Annotated in this window: 20 protein-coding genes; all 20 read left to right on the forward strand. The window is 44.6% G+C overall.

Annotated elements, in window-relative coordinates:
• Positions 1-53 precede the first annotated feature (53 nt).
• Complete coding sequence (locus H5993_RS05510; protein WP_204776553.1) at positions 54-995, forward strand: DNA-directed RNA polymerase subunit alpha; 942 nt, start codon at positions 54-56, stop codon at positions 993-995.
• A 30-nt stretch (positions 996-1,025) separates the two neighbouring features.
• On the forward strand, positions 1,026-1,406 hold the full coding sequence (gene rplQ, locus H5993_RS05515; RefSeq protein WP_180870280.1) for a 50S ribosomal protein L17: 381 nt from the start codon (positions 1,026-1,028) through the stop codon (positions 1,404-1,406).
• A 231-nt stretch (positions 1,407-1,637) separates the two neighbouring features.
• Positions 1,638-2,480, forward strand: a complete 843-nt coding sequence (locus H5993_RS05520) for an energy-coupling factor transporter ATPase (RefSeq protein WP_239457993.1) — start codon at positions 1,638-1,640, stop codon at positions 2,478-2,480.
• Entirely contained in the window at positions 2,447-3,310 is an 864-nt protein-coding gene (locus tag H5993_RS05525; RefSeq protein ID WP_204776554.1) for an ATP-binding cassette domain-containing protein, read from the forward strand. Before H5993_RS05520 ends, H5993_RS05525 begins: the two co-directional genes overlap by 34 nt.
• Positions 3,307-4,107 carry an energy-coupling factor transporter transmembrane component T family protein gene (locus H5993_RS05530; protein WP_204776555.1) on the forward strand — a complete coding sequence of 267 codons (801 nt, stop codon included), beginning with the start codon at positions 3,307-3,309 and terminating at the stop codon, positions 4,105-4,107. Before H5993_RS05525 ends, H5993_RS05530 begins: the two co-directional genes overlap by 4 nt.
• 12 nt (positions 4,108-4,119) lie before the next feature.
• On the forward strand, positions 4,120-4,890 hold the full coding sequence (gene truA / locus H5993_RS05535) for a tRNA pseudouridine(38-40) synthase TruA (RefSeq protein ID WP_204776556.1): 771 nt from the start codon (positions 4,120-4,122) through the stop codon (positions 4,888-4,890).
• Positions 4,891-4,995: 105 nt separating this feature from the next.
• On the forward strand, positions 4,996-5,439 hold the full coding sequence (gene rplM, locus H5993_RS05540; protein ID WP_180870273.1) for a 50S ribosomal protein L13: 444 nt from the start codon (positions 4,996-4,998) through the stop codon (positions 5,437-5,439).
• Between the two features lie 13 nt (positions 5,440-5,452).
• Positions 5,453-5,848: a 30S ribosomal protein S9 gene (gene rpsI, locus H5993_RS05545; protein WP_180870272.1), complete on the forward strand. Its 396-nt coding sequence runs from the start codon at positions 5,453-5,455 to the stop codon at positions 5,846-5,848.
• 169 nt (positions 5,849-6,017) lie between these two features.
• Complete coding sequence (locus H5993_RS05550; RefSeq protein ID WP_239457994.1) at positions 6,018-6,623, forward strand: glycoside hydrolase family 73 protein; 606 nt, start codon at positions 6,018-6,020, stop codon at positions 6,621-6,623.
• A 26-nt stretch (positions 6,624-6,649) separates the two neighbouring features.
• Positions 6,650-7,234, forward strand: a complete 585-nt coding sequence (locus H5993_RS05555; protein WP_204776557.1) for a xanthine phosphoribosyltransferase — start codon at positions 6,650-6,652, stop codon at positions 7,232-7,234.
• Positions 7,234-8,394: an ATP-grasp domain-containing protein gene (locus tag H5993_RS05560; RefSeq protein ID WP_204776558.1), complete on the forward strand. Its 1,161-nt coding sequence runs from the start codon at positions 7,234-7,236 to the stop codon at positions 8,392-8,394. Before H5993_RS05555 ends, H5993_RS05560 begins: the two co-directional genes overlap by 1 nt.
• A gap of 130 nt (positions 8,395-8,524) precedes the next feature.
• Positions 8,525-10,798 carry a DNA helicase PcrA gene (gene pcrA, locus H5993_RS05565; protein ID WP_204776559.1) on the forward strand — a complete coding sequence of 758 codons (2,274 nt, stop codon included), beginning with the start codon at positions 8,525-8,527 and terminating at the stop codon, positions 10,796-10,798.
• A gap of 2 nt (positions 10,799-10,800) precedes the next feature.
• Positions 10,801-12,831, forward strand: a complete 2,031-nt coding sequence (gene ligA, locus H5993_RS05570; RefSeq protein WP_204776560.1) for an NAD-dependent DNA ligase LigA — start codon at positions 10,801-10,803, stop codon at positions 12,829-12,831.
• Positions 12,832-12,876: 45 nt separating this feature from the next.
• Positions 12,877-13,941, forward strand: coding sequence for a CamS family sex pheromone protein (locus H5993_RS05575; RefSeq protein WP_204776566.1), 1,065 nt, complete (start codon positions 12,877-12,879; stop codon positions 13,939-13,941).
• A gap of 320 nt (positions 13,942-14,261) precedes the next feature.
• Entirely contained in the window at positions 14,262-14,567 is a 306-nt protein-coding gene (gene gatC, locus H5993_RS05580; RefSeq protein ID WP_180870264.1) for an Asp-tRNA(Asn)/Glu-tRNA(Gln) amidotransferase subunit GatC, read from the forward strand.
• 3 nt (positions 14,568-14,570) lie between these two features.
• Positions 14,571-16,043: an Asp-tRNA(Asn)/Glu-tRNA(Gln) amidotransferase subunit GatA gene (gene gatA / locus H5993_RS05585; protein WP_204776561.1), complete on the forward strand. Its 1,473-nt coding sequence runs from the start codon at positions 14,571-14,573 to the stop codon at positions 16,041-16,043.
• A gap of 1 nt (position 16,044) precedes the next feature.
• Entirely contained in the window at positions 16,045-17,469 is a 1,425-nt protein-coding gene (gene gatB / locus H5993_RS05590) for an Asp-tRNA(Asn)/Glu-tRNA(Gln) amidotransferase subunit GatB (protein WP_204776562.1), read from the forward strand.
• An 18-nt stretch (positions 17,470-17,487) separates the two neighbouring features.
• Positions 17,488-18,489: a diacylglycerol kinase gene (locus tag H5993_RS05595; protein WP_180870258.1), complete on the forward strand. Its 1,002-nt coding sequence runs from the start codon at positions 17,488-17,490 to the stop codon at positions 18,487-18,489.
• A gap of 69 nt (positions 18,490-18,558) precedes the next feature.
• Complete coding sequence (gene rlmD, locus H5993_RS05600) at positions 18,559-19,935, forward strand: 23S rRNA (uracil(1939)-C(5))-methyltransferase RlmD (protein ID WP_180870256.1); 1,377 nt, start codon at positions 18,559-18,561, stop codon at positions 19,933-19,935.
• A 184-nt stretch (positions 19,936-20,119) separates the two neighbouring features.
• Entirely contained in the window at positions 20,120-20,977 is an 858-nt protein-coding gene (locus tag H5993_RS05605; RefSeq protein ID WP_204776563.1) for a restriction endonuclease, read from the forward strand.
• The last annotated feature ends 159 nt before the right edge of the window (positions 20,978-21,136 follow it).

A 21,136-nucleotide genomic window follows, 5' to 3' on the forward strand; every position in this document is an offset into this window, starting at 1 on the left:
AGATGCCTTTTTTATGAAATACGATCCGCGTTTGAAAGGGGTACAAGAGTAGAATGATCGAATTTGAAAAACCAAACATTCACAAAGTTGAAGAGACCGACAACTACGGTAAGTTTGTTGTTGAACCGTTAGAACGCGGTTATGGGACGACGCTTGGTAATTCTCTTCGGCGTGTAATGCTGGCTTCATTGCCAGGGGCGGCAATTACGAGTATTGACATTGATGGGGTGCTACATGAATTTAGTACCGTTGAAGGGGTAACCGAAGATGTTACTCAAATTGTCTTAAACTTAAAGAAAGTTGCTTTGAAGATCGAGTCTGAAGACGCTAAGAACCTTGAATTGGATGTTAAGGGTCCCGCAGAAGTTACTGCAGCTGACATCCAAGGTGATGGGGACGTAACGGTCTTAAACCCAGATCTCCACATCGCGACCGTTGCTGATGGGGCAGAACTACACATGCGGATGACTGCTGACACTGGTCGTGGTTACAATTCTGCTGATGTTAACAAGTCCCGGATGGATCTAGCAATTGGTGTTTTACCAATTGATTCAATCTATACTCCAATTGAACGGGTCAACTACACCGTTGAAAACACGCGGGTGGGTCAAAGTAATGATTACGATAAGTTAACCTTAGATGTTTGGACCGATGGTTCACTAACGCCAACTGAAGCAATCTCATTGGCAGCTAAGATTTTGACTTCTCACTTAACGATGTTTGTTAACCTCACGCAAGAAGCACAAGATGCTCAAGTGATGGTTGAACGGGAAGAAACGCACCAAGAAAAGGTTCTGGATAAGACGATTGAAGAACTTGATTTATCTGTTCGGTCTTATAACTGTCTGAAGCGTGCTGATATTCAAACAGTTAAGGACTTAACCGAAAAGACTGAACCTGACATGATGAAGGTTCGTAACCTAGGTCAAAAGTCACTTGAAGAAATCAAGCTTAAATTAGCAGACCTTGGTGTTGGTTTTCGCCAAGAAGACTAATTAAATCAAAAATTTAAAGGAGGGACACTCATGAGTTACCGTAAATTAGGACGGACTAGTTCACAACGAAAGGCTTTATTACGCGATTTGACGACTGATTTGCTTGTTAATGGTTCAATCAAGACGACTGAAGCACGGGCGAAGGAAGTTCGGAAGACTGCGGACAAGATGATCACTTTGGCAAAGCGGGGCGATTTAGCTTCACGGCGTCAAGCAGCTGCTTTTGTACGGAATGTTGTCGCTGACGTTAAGGAAGATGGCGATGATGTAAAGGTACAATCTGCATTACAAAACCTTTTTGAAGAAATCGGTCCAAAGTACGCTGACCGTAACGGTGGTTACACTCGGATTCTCAAGACGATGCCACGTCGCGGGGACGGTGCACAAATGGTCATTCTTCAATTGGTTTAACAGCATAGTTAAATCTGCGTAATAAAATCACTACGGCTGATGGTATAGAGCGTTACGATGGTGGGGCAACCCTAGTCTAGCTTGAATGCGAGCAATCGTGCACCGCAGCTGTAAGTGATTTTTTTGTTTACATAAAAAACTAGGGTCCGGTTAAATTCTCTGGTAGAATAGGTACGTTACATTAGCGAGATGCGTACTTTTAAAACGGAATTAAATCAGAAGGAATTATCCATGAAAACTGCGATGATAAAGATTGAGAACTTAAATTATAAGTATGCCCATCAAAATAAACTAACTCTAAATGATTTAACCCTGCAGGTTCCAGCAGGTCAATGGCTAGCAATTGTTGGAAAAAACGGGAGTGGTAAGTCGACCTTAGCTCGTTTAATTGACGGACTTCTTGAAACTCCCTCTAAGACGATTTGGGTGGATGGTTTAGAAGTTAATACTGAAAATATTGCTACAATTCATCAAAAAATTGGGTTTGTTTTTCAAAATCCTGATAATCAATTCGTTGGAGCGACAGTGGCTGCCGATGTTGCTTTTGGATTAGAAAATCGGCAAGTTTCAAGCAGTGAAATGCCCAAAGTTATTGAACAGGCACTTACTTTGGTTAAGATGCAAGCTTTTCGTGATCGGGCCCCGGAGCAACTTTCGGGTGGTCAGAAACAACGGGTAGCAATTGCCGGAGCTTTAGCCTTAAAGCCGCAACTATTAATTTTAGATGAAGCAACGAGTATGCTAGATCCGGAGGGACGCAAAGACGTACTCACCCAGTTAGCAAAGTTACGGGACCAAGGTGAATTAACGATCATTTCGATTACTCATGACCCTGATGAAGTGGCATTAGCCGATCAGGTTGCTGTCTTAGATCAAGGAAAAATTGTAAAGCAGGCTTCACCAGCGGTTGTTTTAAATGATCAATCCTTAATTCAGAGAATTGGTTTAGTTCAACCCTTTAGTTTAATGCTTCGGGATCAACTAAAGGCTCGTGGAATAAAGGTGCCAACGAACTATCTAGGGAAGGGAGCACTCTATGAATGGATAAATCAGCAGTTAGCTACCAAGGCGTAAGTTTGTCATATGATGAAGGCATAACTTGGGCACTAAAAGACTTTTCAGCGACAATTCCTCAAGGAAAAATTACTGCCATTATTGGTCATACGGGAAGTGGTAAGTCGTCTTTAATGAATTTAACGGATGGTCTCCTTTTACCAACAGAGGGTGAATTGGTCGTAATGGGGCATCAACTAACTGCCACAACCAAACAAACGGCCCTCAATGAATTACGTCATTCTATTGGCTTTGTTTTTCAATTTCCGGAACACCAATTATTTGCGGATACAGTGTTAGCGGACGTGATGTTTGGTCCTTTAAATTTGGGGGTTAGTTCACAGAAAGCGAAAGTTGCCGCTCAAGCTGCGCTCAGTGAGTTAGGGATTAGTCATCCTTTCTATGAGCGATCTCCATTTGAGCTATCAGGGGGGCAACAACGGCGGGTAGCAATTGCTGGTGTTTTAGCAATGAAGCCAAAGTTATTAATCTTGGATGAACCAACAGCTGGTTTAGATCCAGACGGGCAACAAGAATTACTAACCTTAATTAAAAAGCTAAAGCGGGCGGGACTAACGATTTTGCTAGTAACTCACCAAATGGAACAGGTTGCAGAATTAGCAGACCAAGTATTAGTGTTAGCAACCGGAAAATTGGTTTTTTCAGGCAGTCCGCGGGAACTATTTGCGGATCCACTACTCTTAGCAAAGCATCATTTAGTGGAACCACAGGCGGTTACCTTTGCCCATCAATTGACGGAAACTTATCCGGAATTATTTGATCATTTTCCAATTACGCTAACAGAATTAGCTGATGCTCTAGCAGAGAAACTGAGGGGGGCTGAATCATGAATAAGAAAGTGCTCTTTGGAATGTATCTGCCGGGGACTTCACTAATGCACCGCTTGGATCCGCGGTTAAAGATCATGGGATGCTTCTGGTTGGTAATTCTGGTCTTCTTTGCTAATAACCTTTTTACAAATGGTTTGATGCTGATTGCTTTACTAGGGATGGTCCTGTTAAGTCAAGTTGCCCTCAAGAAGTATTGGCTTGGGATTCGCCCCTTAATGTGGATAATATTGTTTACGGCAGTGATCCAGGCCTTTTTCTCGAGTGGTGGACATGTTTATTGGCAATGGGGGATTATTTCGTTAACTTCAGCGGGATTGGTTCAGGTTGGCTTTTTGATTTTGCGATTTTTTATTATCATTACAGCTTCAACAGTTGTTACAGTTACTACCACCCCATTAGCGATGGCAGATGGGATTGAAGCGTTAATGAAACCCCTAAAATATTTAAAGGTGCCGGTGAATCAAATTGCAATGATGCTTTCCATTGCCTTACGGTTTGTTCCGACAATTATGGATGAAGTTTCAATGATTATGAATGCTCAACGGGCACGGGGGATGGACTTTAACAGTGGATCACTGTTGACCAGAGCTAAACGCCTTGTTCCAGTGATGATTCCGTTATTTGTAGCTTCATTTAAGCGAGCAGAGGAGTTAGCTGTTGCGATGGAAGCGCGGGGGTATGATCCTAACCAACCGCGCACGAAGTATCGACAATTGAAGTGGCAAAAAAAAGATACCGGGGGGATGATTAGTCTCATCGTGCTAACTGGGATCTTGTTTTTATTACGTCAACTTTAAACGAGGTAAAAAATGTATCGTTATAAAATTACTTTTGCTTATGATGGAACTAATTTTGTAGGCTTTCAGATCCAGCCACATCAACGAACAGTTGAACAAACTTTAAAAACAATCGTTAACCGGATGGCCAAAAATCCAACGCCACCGTTGAGTGTGATTGGTTCAGGCCGGACAGATGCAGGAGTCCATGCCTTAAATCAAGTGGCCCACTTCGACTTACCAACACTAATTCCAGAAAAATCAATGATGCGGGCTTTAAATAGTCAGTTACCGTTGGATATCATGGTTAAAAAAGTTGAATTAGTGGATCACTCATTTCATGCCCGTTTTAATGCTCATCGGAAACGGTATCGTTACCGGGTCCGTCAGGGAGAATTTGTGGATCCTTTCCGACGTAACTATACAGCGCACTATAAATATCCGGTTGATGTGGAAAAAATGAATACGGCGGCTCAAGATCTCCTGGGTGAACATGATTTTACCAGTTTTGTTGCTTCCGGATCACAAGCTAAAAGTAATGTCCGCACGATTTATGAGGCAAAAGTTTGGCGGGAAGAATCAAGCGGTGAAATCTGTTTTGACTTTGTCGGTAACGGTTTTTTGTACAATCAGGTCCGGATTATGGTGGCCCTTCTTTTAGAGATTGGAAATGGCCAACGACCAATAGCTGATGTCAAGCGGGTGATTGCGGCTAAGGACCGCCAGGAAGCCCGAATGACGGCACCGGCCGAAGGACTATATTTAGTGAGTGTCGATTACGGCGAAAGTCAAGAAAAAGATTGACGATCTGCGGGATATAAAGTAAACTGTTAGTTGGTATTTCTTTTCCATTAATTACTCGGTACACAATTAATTGTAAAAGAAAGACAAAAATTGGAGGACTTAATCGTGAGAACGACATACATGGCAAAACCAGGTGAAGTTGACCGTAAATGGTACATCGTTGACGCCAAAGATATTCCTTTGGGTCGTTTGGCTTCTACTGTTGCATCAATTTTGCGCGGTAAGAACAAGCCAACTTTCACCCCACACGTTGATACTGGTGACAACGTTATTGTTATCAACGCTGCCGAAGTTAAGTTAACTGGTAAGAAGGCAAAGACTAAGATCTACTACCACCACTCCAACCACCCAGGTGGTTTGAAGCAACGGACGGCAGGAGATTTCCTTGCTAATGACCCTGAAAAGATGGTTGAAAAGACTATCAAGGGGATGCTTCCACACACCCCATTGGGTCGGAAGATGGGCATGAAGTTACATGTATATGCTGGTACTGACCACAAGCATGTTGCTCAAAAGCCTGAAGTACTTGACATCACTAACTTAATTTAAGGAGGGAACGGAATTGGCTCAAGAAGTACAATACAACGGTACTGGCCGTCGGAAGAACTCTACTGCACGGGTTCGCCTCGTGCCAGGTTCTGGTAAGATCACTATGAACGGTAAGGCAATCGAAAACTACATTCCGTTTGCCAACTTACGTGCCATCGTTAACCAACCATTTGATGTAACGAAAACTGAAGGTCAATATGACGTTTTAGTTAACGTTCGTGGTGGTGGGTTTGCTGGCCAAGCCGGAGCTACTCGTCACGGGATTGCTCGTGCATTGCTTGTAGTTGATCCAGATTTCCGTGATGCTTTGAAGAAGGCTGGTCTCTTAACGCGGGACCCACGGATGAAGGAACGGCGTAAGCCTGGTCTCAAGAAGGCCCGGAAGGCTTCCCAATTCAGCAAGCGTTAATATTTATATTATCGTTTACACCAAAAGCACCAGCTTCGGCTGGTGCTTTTTTTATTTCAAGAAATAAATTAGTTTAACTAAAATTAAAGAAATAAATCATGAAATGCGTGAAAAAAATCTGAGGAATGCGGTAAGATTATATTAATAGCACAATAGGGAGGAAGTATTTTTGGCACGGAAACGCAAAAGCCATAAAAAGGGACGAAACTGGGGGCTCGCGATCCTCGCGATCCTTGTAATTTTTATGGCGGTTTACGTCGGTCATCATTTTTATGTCCGCTATCAACAAGAACAGATTATTAAAAAAGAACAGAATTCCAAGCGATTATTTATCCAAGCAATTGCGCCGGAAGCCCAGGCAATGCAAAAGCAATATCATGTTTACGCTTCTATTACCATGGCGCAAGCGATTTTGGAATCTGATTGGGGTAGCAGTAAACTGGCGGCTGATTATCACAACCTTTTCGGAATTAAAGGTGAAGGTGAAAATTCTAAGGTTTTAAGTACCAAGGAATATACTAATGGTAAGTGGGTGGTAATTAAGGGTCGCTTCCGGGTTTATGATTCTTGGGCGGATTCGATCAAGGATCACACGCAGCTAATGGTAAAGGGAACCGCTTATAACCAACAAAACTATCAAGAGGTAATCAATGCAACTGATTACCAAACAGCTGCACGGGCCCTACAAAAGGCCGGCTATGCTACTGATCCGGACTATGCACAAAAGCTGATCAATGTGATTAAAACGTATAATTTAGACCAGTATGATCGTTAGAAGGTACTAAAAAGGAGGAGCTGTTGATGGAAGAGCTTGTAGAACGGATTCGGGCAGTGGGGAAAGTTCTCCCCGGTAATGTTTTAAAAGTTGATGCCTTTTTGAACCATCAGGTTGATCCGGCGTTAATGCAACGGATTGGTGAAGAATTTGCTAGCCGATTTAAAAATGCTGGGGTAACCAAAATCTGGACAGTTGAATCATCTGGAATTGCTCCTGCTTTGATGACGGGCTTAGCCCTCGGGGTTCCAGTTATCTTTGCTCGGAAGCATAAGAGTGTAACCTTGAAAGATGATTTATATACGGCTGAAGTATATTCATACACGAAGAAGGTTGCTAATAAGATCTCAATTGCTAAGCAATATGTTGCTCCAGACGAAAAGGTGTTGATAATTGATGATTTTCTCGCTAATGGGCAAGCTGTGAATGGCTTACTCGAAATTGCCCATCAAGCTGGGGTTCAAGTAGTGGGGGCTGGAATCGTAATTGAAAAGGCATTCCAACCTGGTCACCAAGAATTAGAAGCTAAGGGAATTCCGGTAGTTGCCTTAGCAAAGATTAAGTCCTTGTCAAACGGTAAAGTTGAATTTGAAGATGAGGAGGAACAATAATGGCGGGAACAGTTTTAGCACCAGGGCAAACGTTAGGGATTATTGGCTTTGATCATAATGGGCTCGAAATGTTAAATACTGCTCATGAATTGGGACTGAAAGTGTATGCCTATGTTGATCAGCCCCATCCGGAGTTGACTAATCAAGCGGACTACACCATGGTTGGTAACTATCGCGATAAGGAGAAGTTAATGACCTTTGGTGAAGCCTGTGATGCGGTGATTTATGAAACGGCTAATATCGACGCAATTATCTTTAAGTACCTGAGTAAGTACACCTTAATTCCTCAAGGGATTGATCCCTTGGAAATTATGCAGGACCGGTTAATGGAACGGGCCTTTTTAGATCAAATCAATGTCAATATTGCCCCATACGTAACGGTGATCAGCCTAGAAGATGTTTATCAATCAATTGATTCGATTGGTTACCCGGCCGTCTTAAAGCCAATTCAACGCGGAATTGGCGAAGAATCAATGATTATCTGGAAAGAATCTGATATCGCCCGAGCAGCTAACTTTATGGTTGCCGGGACCTACTTATTAGAATCTTGGATTGATCACTCGGCTGAATATGCCATGACGGTAGCGGTAACTGGCAATCAGACGGTGATCTACCCGGTTGCGAAGATGCAATATACGGATAACCGAGAATTAGTCGGAGTTCAAGCTCCAATTAAGGTTGCGGATGATTTAGAGAAAGAAATGGAACGGATTATCAAGGCAACCGTAAATCAATTAGGCTACCAAGGAATTTTAACCTTAGAATTCTATGTCACTGATTCTGGTAGTTTGTACGTTAAGGGGATTGAACCTGGGATCATTACTGCTGGAAATGTCTTCACGACCGCAGCTAACATTACCCCAGCCGCCCAACAAGTACGAATTATTTGTGGTATGCCAGCCCACCAAGTTTTCTCTAACCAATTAACAATCATGATGTTGACGCGTCCGGCCCAACTAAAAGCCGTTTTACGGCAACGGATTTTGAAGGATAACTGGTCCTTTAACTTCTTTGTTCCGCAAAATCCAAAGCCTGATCAAGTTGTTGGGTTAACTTGGATTACCGGAACAGCCAACCAGTCATTACGATCGTTAAGTCAACAGGTGGAAGCAACTTCGGTTTGGGCTACTAAAGCAGATGCTGAACCAGAAGCTGAATAGTTAAATTACGGAATAAATTTTAACGTCATTGATCCCGATAAGGCTTACTTTTATCTGGGGTTGGTGGCGTTGTGCTGTTTAATTGAACAGGTGAAATTGTTATAATAGAAGCCGATTTAATTTTGAAAGGATGAGAGATGGCGTGGAAATGCAATCAGCCTTAGCAGGGATGAATGAACAACAAAAACAAGCGGTTTTAACAACGGAAGGCCCCTTGTTAGTTATGGCAGGTGCTGGGTCTGGAAAGACGCGGGTCTTAACGCACCGGATTGCCTACTTGATTGAAGAACAAAATGTTTTACCATGGAAAATCTTAGCGATCACCTTTACTAATAAGGCCGCTAAGGAAATGCAAGAGCGGTTAACAACCTTGTTAGGACCTAGTGCCAATGATATTTGGGTTTCAACCTTCCACGCACTCTGTGTTCGAATTTTGCGGCGCCATATTGATAAGCTTGGCTTCAATACGGCCTTCACGATTGCCGATTCAGGGGAACAACGAACCTTAATGAAGCGGATTTTTAAAGACATGAATTTGGATCCCAAGAAGTTTGATGGTCGTAACTTTCTAAGTGCCATTTCAAATGCCAAAAATGCGATGTTGACGCCCGAACAATACCAAGCTAAATACAAGGATCCTTACCGGAAGTTAGTTGGGGAAGCTTACGTACGTTATCAAAAAGAACTTGAAGCTAACCAAACCCTTGATTTTGACGATTTGATCATGAAGACGATCGAACTTTTTAAGGCGGATCCGGAGACCCTGGAATTTTATCAAGATAAGTTCGAGTACATTCACGTTGATGAATATCAGGATACCAACGACGCACAATACGATCTGGTTCACATGTTAGCAGCTAAGTATGAAAATCTTTGCGTAGTTGGGGATGCTGATCAGAGTATTTATGGTTGGCGGGGAGCTAACATGAATAACATTCTGAATTTTGAAAAGGATTATCCCAAGGCCCAATCAATTATATTGGAACAAAATTACCGCTCAACGCAAACGATTTTGGATGCAGCCAACCAGGTGATTGCCAACAACGTTAACCGGAAGGATAAGCGGTTATGGACGGCGAACGGCCGGGGAGAGAAGATCTCATACTACCGGGCTCAAAGCGAGCACGATGAGGCTTATTACGTTGTTAAACAAATTGAAAAGCAACGTAAAGAGCATGGTTATAATTATGGTGACTTTGCCATTCTGTACCGGACGAACGCGCAATCGCGGCTAATCGAAGAAACCTTTATGAAGAGTAGTATTCCTTACACGATGGTAGGGGGTCACAAGTTCTACGATCGATTAGAAATCCGTGATATCTTAGCTTACTTAACTTTGGTAGCTAATCCAGATGATTCAATGAGTTTCGAACGAGTTGTTAACACGCCTAAACGGGGGATTGGAACGACTAGCCTTGATAAGTTGCGGATCTTCGCAACTAGCATGGGCATGTCTTTAATGCAGGCAGCAGAAAACGTCACGATTGCTAATGACCTTACCGCAAGTGCGAAAAATAAGCTGAGCGGTTTTGCAGCAGAGATGACGGCCATTCGCGATCAAGCTGACGACTTAAACTTAACTGATTTAACTGACTTGATCTTGGATAAGACGGGCTACCGGGCCAGTCTAGAGGCGACCGCTAATAAGGATTTACAAGCCCAATCGCGGTTGGAAAACTTGGAAGAATTTAAGTCGGTAACCCAAGAATTTGATAAGCAACACGGGGATGAAGTTACAACTACCCAGGAAAAGCTAACCCAATTCTTAACGGATCTAGCCCTGGTTTCACCGCAAGATGATCTTGAAGATCAAGCTGATACGGTAACCTTGATGACGTTGCACGCTGCCAAGGGGTTGGAATTCCCAGTTGTCTTCTTAATTGGGATGGAAGAAGGTATCTTCCCACTTGCCCGAGCAAAAGAAAACCCAGAAGAAGAGGAAGAAGAACGACGGTTAGCCTACGTTGGGATTACTCGGGCAAAGCAAAAGTTGTACTTAACCAATGCCAACTCCCGGGTCCTTTATGGGCGGATCCAACGTAACCCCGTATCTGAATTCGTTGATGAAATTGATGATGACCTGCTTGATGCTGATAGTCCAGCGCAACGGCAAAGAGTTCCGTTTGAACGGCCGCGGCAAGGCCACAGTTTTAAACGGGCAACGACGCCAACCTTTAAGGCCCGGCAAACCCATTCCACTAAGGAGATTGCTAATCAAGGGACTGGAGCTGAAAAGGGTGGCTGGCAAGCTGGTGACAAAGTTAAGCATCGGAAGTGGGGAATTGGAACCGTGGTGGCTGTTAGTGGAACTGGAACGGATATGGAATTAGACATTGCTTTCCCCAAAGAAGGGGTGCGGCGGCTACTAGCTTCTTTTGCGCCAATTGAGAAGGTTGAGGATTAACCATGAACGAAGAACAAGTACCAGTCAGTGAATTAACCGAAGCAGCGGCAAAAGCCGAACTGGGCCCTCTTCGGCAACAATTAACTCAGTGGGGAAAAGAATATTACGAACAAGACCAACCAAGTGTTGAAGATTATGTTTACGATCGGGCTTATCAACGATTAGTTCAAATTGAAAATCGGTTTCCCCAGTTAGTAACGCCGGATTCCCCAACGCAACGAGTCGGCGGGCAAGCGGCAGGACAACTTGCCAAAGTAAACCATGAAATTCCAATGCTTTCGATGGGGGATGTCTTTTCCCTAGAGGAACTAGCCGACTTTAATACCCGGCAGCAAGCTAGCTTGGCAGACCACGTTGAGTATAATTTGGAGCTAAAGATTGATGGCTTATCCCTTTCATTAGTTTATGAAAACGGCAAATTAGTCCAAGGTTCAACCCGGGGAAACGGGCAAATTGGGGAAGATGTGACCGCTAACGTCATGACAATCAAGGATATTCCCAAGCAATTACCAGAACCCCTTTCGCTGGAATTCCGGGGTGAATGTTACATGCCCAAAGAAGCTTTTTTAGCTTTGAACCAACAGCGGGAGGCAGAGGGCCTACCAATCTTTGCAAACCCGCGGAATGCCGCTGCTGGTAGTCTGCGTCAACTTGATCCCAAAATTACGAAGCAACGCCAGCTTGCAACCTTCATGTATTATGTCCCTAACTTCCAAGCCTTAGGGATAACTACCCAGGCCGAAGCTTTAAAGCGAATGCGGGAACTTGGTTTTCAAGTTAACGAAAACTCATTGGTGGCTAAGGATGAATCAGCAATTAATGACTATATTGCTGAGTACACTGCTAAGCGGGATGATTTACCGTACGGAATTGATGGGATTGTTGAAAAGGTGAACGATTTGGCGACCCAAGTCGAACTCGGAAATACCGTTAAGGTTCCCCGGTGGGAAATTGCTTATAAGTTTCCACCAGAAGAGGCAGCTACTGTTGTGCGGGAGATTGAATGGACGGTTGGCCGAACCGGAAATGTTACCCCAACGGCAGTTATGGATCCAGTTAAATTAGCCGGAACAACGGTTTCACGGGCTTCTTTGCACAATCCCGATTACCTTGCTGAAAAGGAGATTCGGATCGGGGATACCGTTTTATTGCATAAGGCGGGAGATATTATCCCGGAAATTTCCCGGGTAATAATGGAAAAACGGCCTACCGAAAGTGAACCATATGTAGTTCCGACAACTTGTCCAGTTTGTGGATCGAAATTAGTCCACTTAGAGGATGAAGTTGCCTTGCGTTGTGTTAACCCGATGTGTCCAGCGCAAATTAAAGAAGGTTTGGCTCACTTTGCTTCCCGGAATGCCATGAATATTGATGGGCTAGGCCCAAAGATCATTGCTACCCTCTGGGAAAAGCAAATGGTGAAGAATGTAGCCGACCTTTACCGCCTTAATCACGATGAATTATTAACTTTACCTAAATTTGGTGAGAAATCAGTTCAAAACCTATTGACAGCGATCGATAATAGTCGGCATAATTCAGTCGAACGTTTGCTATTCGGCCTTGGGATTCGCCACGTCGGTGCCAAGGGAGCACAATTAATTGCGGAACATTTTGGTAATTTAACAGCCGTAATGGCAGCAAGTGAAGCCGAAATTGCGGCAATCCCGGGAGTTGGCGCAATTATTGGTAACAGCGTAGCCACGTACTTCGCTAATGACGATGTGCAAGCTTTGATTGATCAGTTGGCGACGGTGGGGGTCAATTTTGAATACAAAGGGACGCAATTAGTTACGGAAGGCCAATGGGTTGGTAAGCGGGTTGTTTTGACCGGGAAATTAAACGCCTTTACCCGAGGAGAAGCAACCGCTTGGCTTGAAGCCCATGGAGCAACAGTTACTGGGAGTGTTTCAAAGAAGACCGATCTGTTGATTGCTGGTGAAAAGGCAGGTAGTAAACTAACGAAGGCCAACGATTTGCAAGTTCCGGTTTGGGATGAACAACGGTTTGACCAAGCAATGAAGGAGGAAAACTAGACCGTGAAACTTAAAAAATTAGTAACCCTTGCGGCGGTCTTATCTATGGGCCTAGCATTAGCTGCCTGTGGAAACAAAAAAAGCAATGATTATTCAACCACGGGTAGTGCTACCGGGACTTATCAAGCGGTAATTAAGGATGGCCATTATCGAACAAGTAAGGCTCGGGGAGTCGCTGTTCAACAAAACGACAATACTTACAATCAAAAGAGTTTTGAAAATGGCTTGATAAACATTATCGCTAAGAAATTCTTCTCAACGAAGAGTTATATTTTCCAAGAAGGTCAATATTTAGATAGTGGTACCGTAACTAATTGGTTGGGACGGAAAACGGCTAAAAACCCAACGGGACTTAATCCAGCCGAGGGTAAGAAGAGTGATCCTAATCCGCTGTATGTTCAACAAATTGAAGAACAAGACTACATGCAACAAAGTGGGGGTTCTTTAAAGCTTAAAGGGGTCGTAATTGGGATTGGCATAAACTCCGAATATCAATACCAAAAGAAGACGGATGGCCCGTACTACACTAAGAATATTTCCAATGCAGAAGTACAAAGCGAAGGTAAGGCTGCGGCCGCTAAAGTCCTTAAACGCCTCCGGGCAAAACCAGAACTTAAGAACGTTCCGATCGTAATTGCATTGTACAAGCAAGCTGGTCAAGATAGTTTGGTTGGTGGAACATTCTTTGCTTATACTAAGGCAAGTGGGAATAAAATTGGTTCTTGGACGGACTTAGATTACAAGAATGTGGTCTTACCCAAAGCTAGCTCAGCAGCCAGTGCTAATTCAAATAGTACTGGGACAAGTGGCGCCTTCTCTAACTTTAAGAGCCAAATCCAAAACTTCTTCCCGAATATTAGTGGGGTAACTGCCCAAGCCCAATATAAGGACGGAACCTTGCAAGGAATGCACGTGACCGTGACAACCCAGTTCTATAGTCAAACGGAAATTAATAGCTTTACGGGCTACATTGTCCAGGCTGCCAAAAAGTACTTGCCAAATGGGGTCTCGATCGACATTAAGATTCAATCTGATTCGGGCATTCAAGCAGTGGTCTACCGTGATTCTGGATCCTCTAAGTGGAATTCCCATGTGTTTGGTAGTTACTAATTAAAATGCATCTCCCAAAATTATAATGGACCGTAGGAATTAACGGGTGTCAGATTTTAGGCCCCATCATTTATCTAGCGTGCGATTCCGAAAAGCCATACCGGATTATGCGGGATGCAGGATGTACCCGAGGGGTAACTCATTAAAAATTAGCTATTCTCTTGTGGATTTCACATCGAGAATAGCTTTTTTGATATCAAACGAAATGTTTTTGCAAAATAATGCAAAAATTTCAGAGTAACTCATGATAATTCTGAAAAGTACCGGCGGCATGTGATAAAATAAAATATTGTATAGAATTTGGAAAAGAGGTTAGGAGAATGGCTGAAAAGTTAGGCCGAGAAGCGGCCAAGCACGTTGCGGAATTAGCCAAGCTTTCATTTACAGATGAAGAGCTCGATCAATTTGTACCACAACTAGAAGATACGATGCATTTGTTTGACGATCTTCAAAAGATGGATACGACGGGAGTTGAACCAATGTACTCCCCAACCCAAGAAGCAAATGTAATGCGAGAAGACGTTGCCGTACCAAGCGGGCAAAGAGATGCCCTCTTAGCCAACGCCCCAGAAACGGATAAAGGCTTAATCAAGGTACCAGCAATCATTGACGAAAGCGAGGATTAGAGAATGGCGTTTTATAATACCGACGTTGCTCAACTCCACGATGATCTTGTTAACAAGCGGGTTAGTGCAACTGAGTTGACGAAGGCGGCCTTTAAACAAATTAAGGCGACTGACGACGACGTTAAGGCCTTTTTAGCACTTAACGAAGAAGCTGCTTTGGACCAAGCAGCTAAGCTTGATCAAGCAGGAATCGACCCTGACCAACCATTAGCGGGGATTCCATTGGCGGTCAAAGACAACATTGTTACCAAGGGGCTGACGACGACGGCCGCTTCAAAGATTTTGGCTAACTTTAAGCCCGTCTATGATGCCACGGTCGTGGAAAAGTTATTAGCTGCTGGGGCGATTAACGTTGGGAAGACTAACCTGGACGAATTTGCCATGGGGTCTTCGACGGAAAACTCGGCCTTTCAAACGACGCGGAATCCATGGGACTTAACCCGGGTTCCTGGTGGTTCTTCAGGTGGCTCCGCAGCAGCGGTTGCAGCAGGGGATGTTCTTGGAGCGCTTGGAACGGATACGGGTGGTTCAATCCGGCAACCAGCATCCTTTAACGGGGTAGTTGGGATGAAGCCAACTTATGGACGAGTTTCCCGTTGGGGAGTGATTGCCTTTGCTTCTTCCTTTGACCAAGTTGGTTGGCTTTCCCAAAGTGTCAAGGATAACGCCTACCTAATGGAAGCAATTGCTGGGGCTGATAAGCGCGATATGACGAGTGCTAACCGGGAAGTGCCTAACTACGTCGCTAACTTGGCTAAGGCGGACGTCAAGGGGCTCCGGATTGCGGTACCAAAGGAATACTTTGGTGACGGTATTGATGCTGATGTTCAAGAAGTCGTTGAAGCGGCGCTTGCCTATTATGAATCTTTGGGAGCAATCGTCGATGAAGTTTCCTTACCACACACGAAGTACGGAATTCCGGCATACTACATTTTGGCTTCATCTGAAGCATCTTCTAATCTCCAACGGTACGACGGAATTCGTTACGGTTTCCGGGCAAATGATGTTAAGAACTTGGAAGACGTTTATGTCCGGACGCGGACCGAAGGCTTTGGCCCTGAAGTTAAGCGGCGGATCATGCTTGGGACCTTCTCCCTTTCTGCGGGTTCATACGATGCTTACTTCGCTAAGGCGGCTAAGGTTCGGCGGTTGATTACCGACGACTTTAACAAGATTTTAAAGGATCATGACGTTATCATGGGACCAACGGCGGTTTCCACGGCCTTTAAGATTGGCGCGGAAGTTACTGATCCGACTAAGATGTACATGAATGACTTATTAACGGTTACCACCAATATGGCTGGGCTGCCAGGGATGTCAGTACCGGCAGGCTTCTCCAAGGAAAACGGGATGCCAGTTGGGCTCCAAATTATTGGGAAGGCCTTTGATGAACAAACCGTTTACGATGCCGGTTATGTCTTTGAACAAACAACCGACTTCCACAAGCAAACGCCACGGTTAGGGGGTCAAAACTAAGATGAATTTTGAAACCACAATTGGGCTTGAAGTCCACGTTGAATTAAAAACTAACTCCAAGATCTACAGTCCATCACCGGTTGCTTATGGGTCAGACCCTAACGCCAATACTAACGTGATCGACTGGGGATACCCTGGGGTTTTACCTAGCCTAAATAAGGGCGTTGTCCGGGACGGGATCATGGCTGGTTTGGCTCTGCATGCCCAAATCACTAAGCACATGCACTTTGACCGGAAAAACTACTTCTATCCAGACAACCCCAAGGCTTACCAAATTACCCAATCCGAAACGCCAATTGCTCATGATGGTTGGGTTGAAATTGAAGTTAACGGTAAGAAAAAGAAGATTGGGATTGCTGAAATGCACATTGAAGAAGATGCTGGGAAGAACACCCACACGGGTCAATACTCCTACGTTGACTTGAACCGGCAAGGGACCCCATTGATTGAAATTGTTTCTAAGCCTGATATTGCTTCCCCTGAAGAAGCAGTGGCTTACTTGGAAGCTTTACGGCAACGGATCCAATTTACTGGGATTTCTGATGTGAAAATGGAAGAAGGTTCCATGCGGGTTGATACCAACATCTCCGTACGCCCATTTGGTTCCGATAAGTTTGGGACGAAGACGGAAATGAAGAATATCAACTCCTTCAATTACGTGCGCAACGCCCTTGAATTTGAAGAAAAGCGGCACCAAGCCGTGATCCTTTCTGGGGGGCAAATTGTCCAGGAAACCCGGCGGTATGATGAAGCTACTAAGGGGACGGTTTCAATGCGGACTAAAGAAGGAAGCGATGACTACCGTTACTTCCCAGAACCTGACTTACCACCACTGGACGTTTCTGATGATTGGATTAACGAAATTAAGGAAGCAATGCCCCAAATGCCTGGTGAACGGCGGGAACATTATGTTGAAGACCTCGGTTTAACTGACTACGACGCCATGGTCTTGACTCAAACCAAGGAAATGGCGGACTTCTTTGAAGCAGCTGTTGCTGATGGGGCCGATGCTAAGCGGGTTGCCAACTACTTGATGAACGATGTGAACTCTTACTTGAATGATGAACATATCGACTTACAAGATACGAAGTTGACCCCTGCCCACCTTGCCGGGATGGTTAAGTTGATTGATGATGGGACAATTTCATCTAAGATGGCCAAGAAGGTCTTTGCCGGAATTATTGACGGGGAAGAACCAGCTGAATTTGCCAAGGCCCATGGATTAGTTCAAATTTCCGATCCAGCCGAATTGAAGCCAATTATTGACGGTGTTCTTGATAACAACGAACAATCAATCATCGACTTTAAGAATGGGAAGGACCGGGCTGTTGGTTTCTTGGTTGGTCAAATCATGAAGCAAACCCGTGGGAAGGCCAACCCGAAGATTGTTAACCAAATCTTGATGAAGGCTTTGAACGAACGTTAATTTACAGGGGGTTAGTAAATGCGTAAACGAGCACGAATTATCTATAACCCCACCTCTGGTCGGGAAGCCTTACGAAGTGATTTAGTCGATATTTTGGCCGTTTACGAACAGGCCGGTTATGAAACCAGCGCCTACGCAACGACGCCAGAACCCGACTCAGCTAAAAACGAGGCCACTCGGGCAGCCAAGGAGGGCTTTGATCTCATCGTGGCTGCTGGTGGGGATGGGACCTTAAACGAAGTTATCAATGGGATCGCTGGCCTGGAAAAACGGCCAACTTTAGCCGTAATTCCGGCGGGAACGACGAACGATTACGCCCGCGCTCTCCGGGTTCCCCGGGAAGATCCAATCGCGGCCGCCAAGTTGATTTTGAATCCCGATAACCGGTTTAAGATCGACATTGGAAAGGCGAACGAAAATTACTTTATGAATATTGCGGCCGGAGGCACCCTTACGGAATTAACCTATGAAGTGCCTTCACAAATGAAGTCACTTTTCGGTTACGCCGCCTACTTTGCGAAGGGGGCTGAATTACTTCCCCAAGTTAAGCCAGTCGAAATGAGCATCAAGTACGATGGTCATGAATTTCGGGGGAAGGCGTCCACCATCTTCTTAGCGTTGACGAACTCGGTTGGGGGCTTTGAACAGATCGTTCCTGATGCTTCTTTGGATGATGGAAACTTCTCTTTGATTATTGTTAAGGATAGTTCTCTCTTTGGGATGATGCAGTTAATGGCTAAAGCCTTGAAGGGAACGCACGTTGATGATCCACGGGTTATTTACGTCAAGGCTAAGGACGTTGTTGTGACCCCCCTCGATAAAGATGATCGCTTAATGATCAACCTCGATGGGGAATACGGTGGCGATGCCCCAATGCACTTCGTTAATTTGCACCAACACTTACAAGTGGTTGCTAACATGGACGAAATTCCGGATAATGCCTTAACGGCCGCCATGCAAAAGATGGAAGATGATTTTGTTCGTGAAATTGGTGGGATGAAAGACCCAGATCAAAAATAAACCAAAGAGGTCGTGGAGGATAAACTCCCAACCTCTTTTCTGTACATAAAAAATCAAGGAGGAACAACGATGAAGGTGCAACTACCAGTGCACAAAAATGAACAAAGGACCGGGACGGTAACTGATTTGACCTATGAAGGGAATGGGGTCGTTAAAGTTGATCACTACCCGATCTTTATCCCCAATGCCTTACCTGGCGAAGCGATTGAATATGTGGTCACAAAGGTCACCAAGAACTTTGCTTGGGGGCGGGTCTTGGCTTGGCAAAGCAAGAGTCCTGACCGGGTTGATTTAGCTGATCAACGCTACCTGCAAACGGGGATTGCACCCCTGGGGCACCTGGCATATCCAGCACAATTACGCTTTAAGCAAAAGTTGATCCAAGATCTTTTGCAAAAGGCGCACTTGGATTTAGCAGTTAGTCCAACCATGGGGATGGCCAAGCCGTATCAATACCGGAATAAGGCCCAAGTACCCGTTAAGTTGGTCAAAGGGCAACTTCAGACAGGTTTTTACCGGCGGGGTAGTCACCAGTTAGTGCCAATCGAAGACTTCTACATCCAAGATCCTGTGATTGACCAAACGATTTTAGTCGTGCGGGATGCCCTCCGGAAGTTTAAGCTTACGCCGTATGACGAAAAGACTGGCAAAGGAATTATCCGAACAGTAATGGTGCGGCGGGGTTACTACTCACATGAAGTCATGGTTGTTTTGATTACCAAGACGCAGCACTTGCCGTATGCCAAGGAACTTACAGCTACAATCAAAAAACAAGTACCAGAACTTAAGAGTTTGGTGCAAAATATTAATTCGAAGCCAACCAATAAGTTGCTGGGGGATGAAAACCGTCTGTTGTGGGGGCAAGCAACAATTGAAGATCGACTCCTTGGTATTGACTTTAAGATCTCCCCGTTGTCCTTTTACCAAGTTAACCCGCAACAAACCGAACGTCTTTACCAAACGGCAATTGATCAAGCTGGCTTGGATGGTCGTCAAACCGTGATTGATGCTTATTGTGGGATCGGAACGATTTCCTTGGCCGTAGCTAAGCACGCTAAGCAAGTTTATGGGGTTGAAATTGTCCCGGCTGCAATTGAAGATGCTAAGCAAAATGCTGCTTTAAATGGGATTACGAATGCCAAATTTGTTGTGGGTAAGGCTGAAGAACAAATGGCTAAGTGGCAAAAGGCGGGATTAAAGCCAGACGTGCTCATCGTTGATCCACCACGAAAAGGCTTAGCTGAAAGCCTGATTACCGCCGCTGGTCAAATGGCGCCAAAGAAAATCATTTATGTCTCCTGTAATCCGGCCACCCTCGTCCGTGATCTTCAACGCTTCGTGGAGCAGGGTTACCACGTCACCAAGCCAATCCAACCCGTCGACCAGTTTCCTCAGACAACGCACGTTGAGTCAGTAACCGTCCTAGAACGGACACAAAACGATTAAAATTTGCTGAAGGGTTGGTTGGCCCGCTGGCCTCGGATTGCGCTATCCTTTGACCGGCGCGGGATAGGCAGATAGTGTTCAAACGAGGATAATGAGTGATTTCTAACAAATTGAGTGGACGAAATCCAAAACTATGACAGTTAAAAAGTTAGAGTGCAACTTTTAGGAAGGAGGGTAACTGGGAATGACCATAAACAGAATGGAAAAATTTGAAAATCTGATTATGATTGAAGTGCTAAAAGCGATGCAGACACTTGGCGGTCGGGTAACGCGCAAGGAAGTAAAGCGTGAGATTCGCGATCACTCCGAAGTAATTTCAGAGGAGAAGGTCGATGAAGTTAAAAAGTCAAAGAAAACAGGCGCCCCATACCGCCCTTTTGATTATCGTTTTAATTTTGCGGTTAAACATTTGATTACGACTGGTTTTATTTTCACTGAAGATAATCGCAATCTTGAGCTATCAGAAAAGGGGCGGACGGTTAAGCTAGAAGATTTTGATCCGATCCGTGATGTGCGGGCAGTGCTATCCAAAGAATCAGCCGATGAAACTGATGTAGAAGAAGAGACTGAGATTGAAGAAGAACCCTGGAAAGCTGAATTGTTAGCAGCCTTAGCTAAGATGTCACCACAGAAGTTTGAGATGTTTAGTCGTGGCTTGCTAATTCACATGGGCATTGACCTTGACGACAATATTGGCGTTCGTTATGTCGGCGACGGTGGCCTAGATGGCTTTGGCTGCATTACTTCAGATGATTTTCGAACAACTCGGGTCGCCTTACAGGCCAAACGTTGGGACGGTAAAGTTTCGGCGCCAGAAATCGACAAATTCCGTGGGGCAATGGACAAGTACAATGCCGAATACGGAATCTTCATCACGACCTCAGACTTTACCCGTGAAGCCATGAAAACCGCTAAAGCCGGTACCCGGATAATTACGCTCATCAATGGGGACAAGATTTGTGACTTAGTGGCTAAGTACCATTACTATGTAGAGCCTGTGACAACTTACAAGCTGAAGAGCTTTTTTACGGACGACGAATAAAACCCTGATAATAGCTAAGCTACTACCAGGGCATTGTGTTAGAATTTATTTACAGGTTAATTTTTATTGAATCGCCATTTTGGGCTCTTCGTCAACTGGTACTGATAGAATTTTTAAGGCTAAATTGGTCTAGTTTAGGCTGCCCAACGTGGGTGGCCT

Origin of the sequence: Limosilactobacillus alvi (assembly GCF_016900115.1) — a bacterium.
Taxonomy (GTDB): domain Bacteria; phylum Bacillota; class Bacilli; order Lactobacillales; family Lactobacillaceae; genus Limosilactobacillus; species Limosilactobacillus alvi.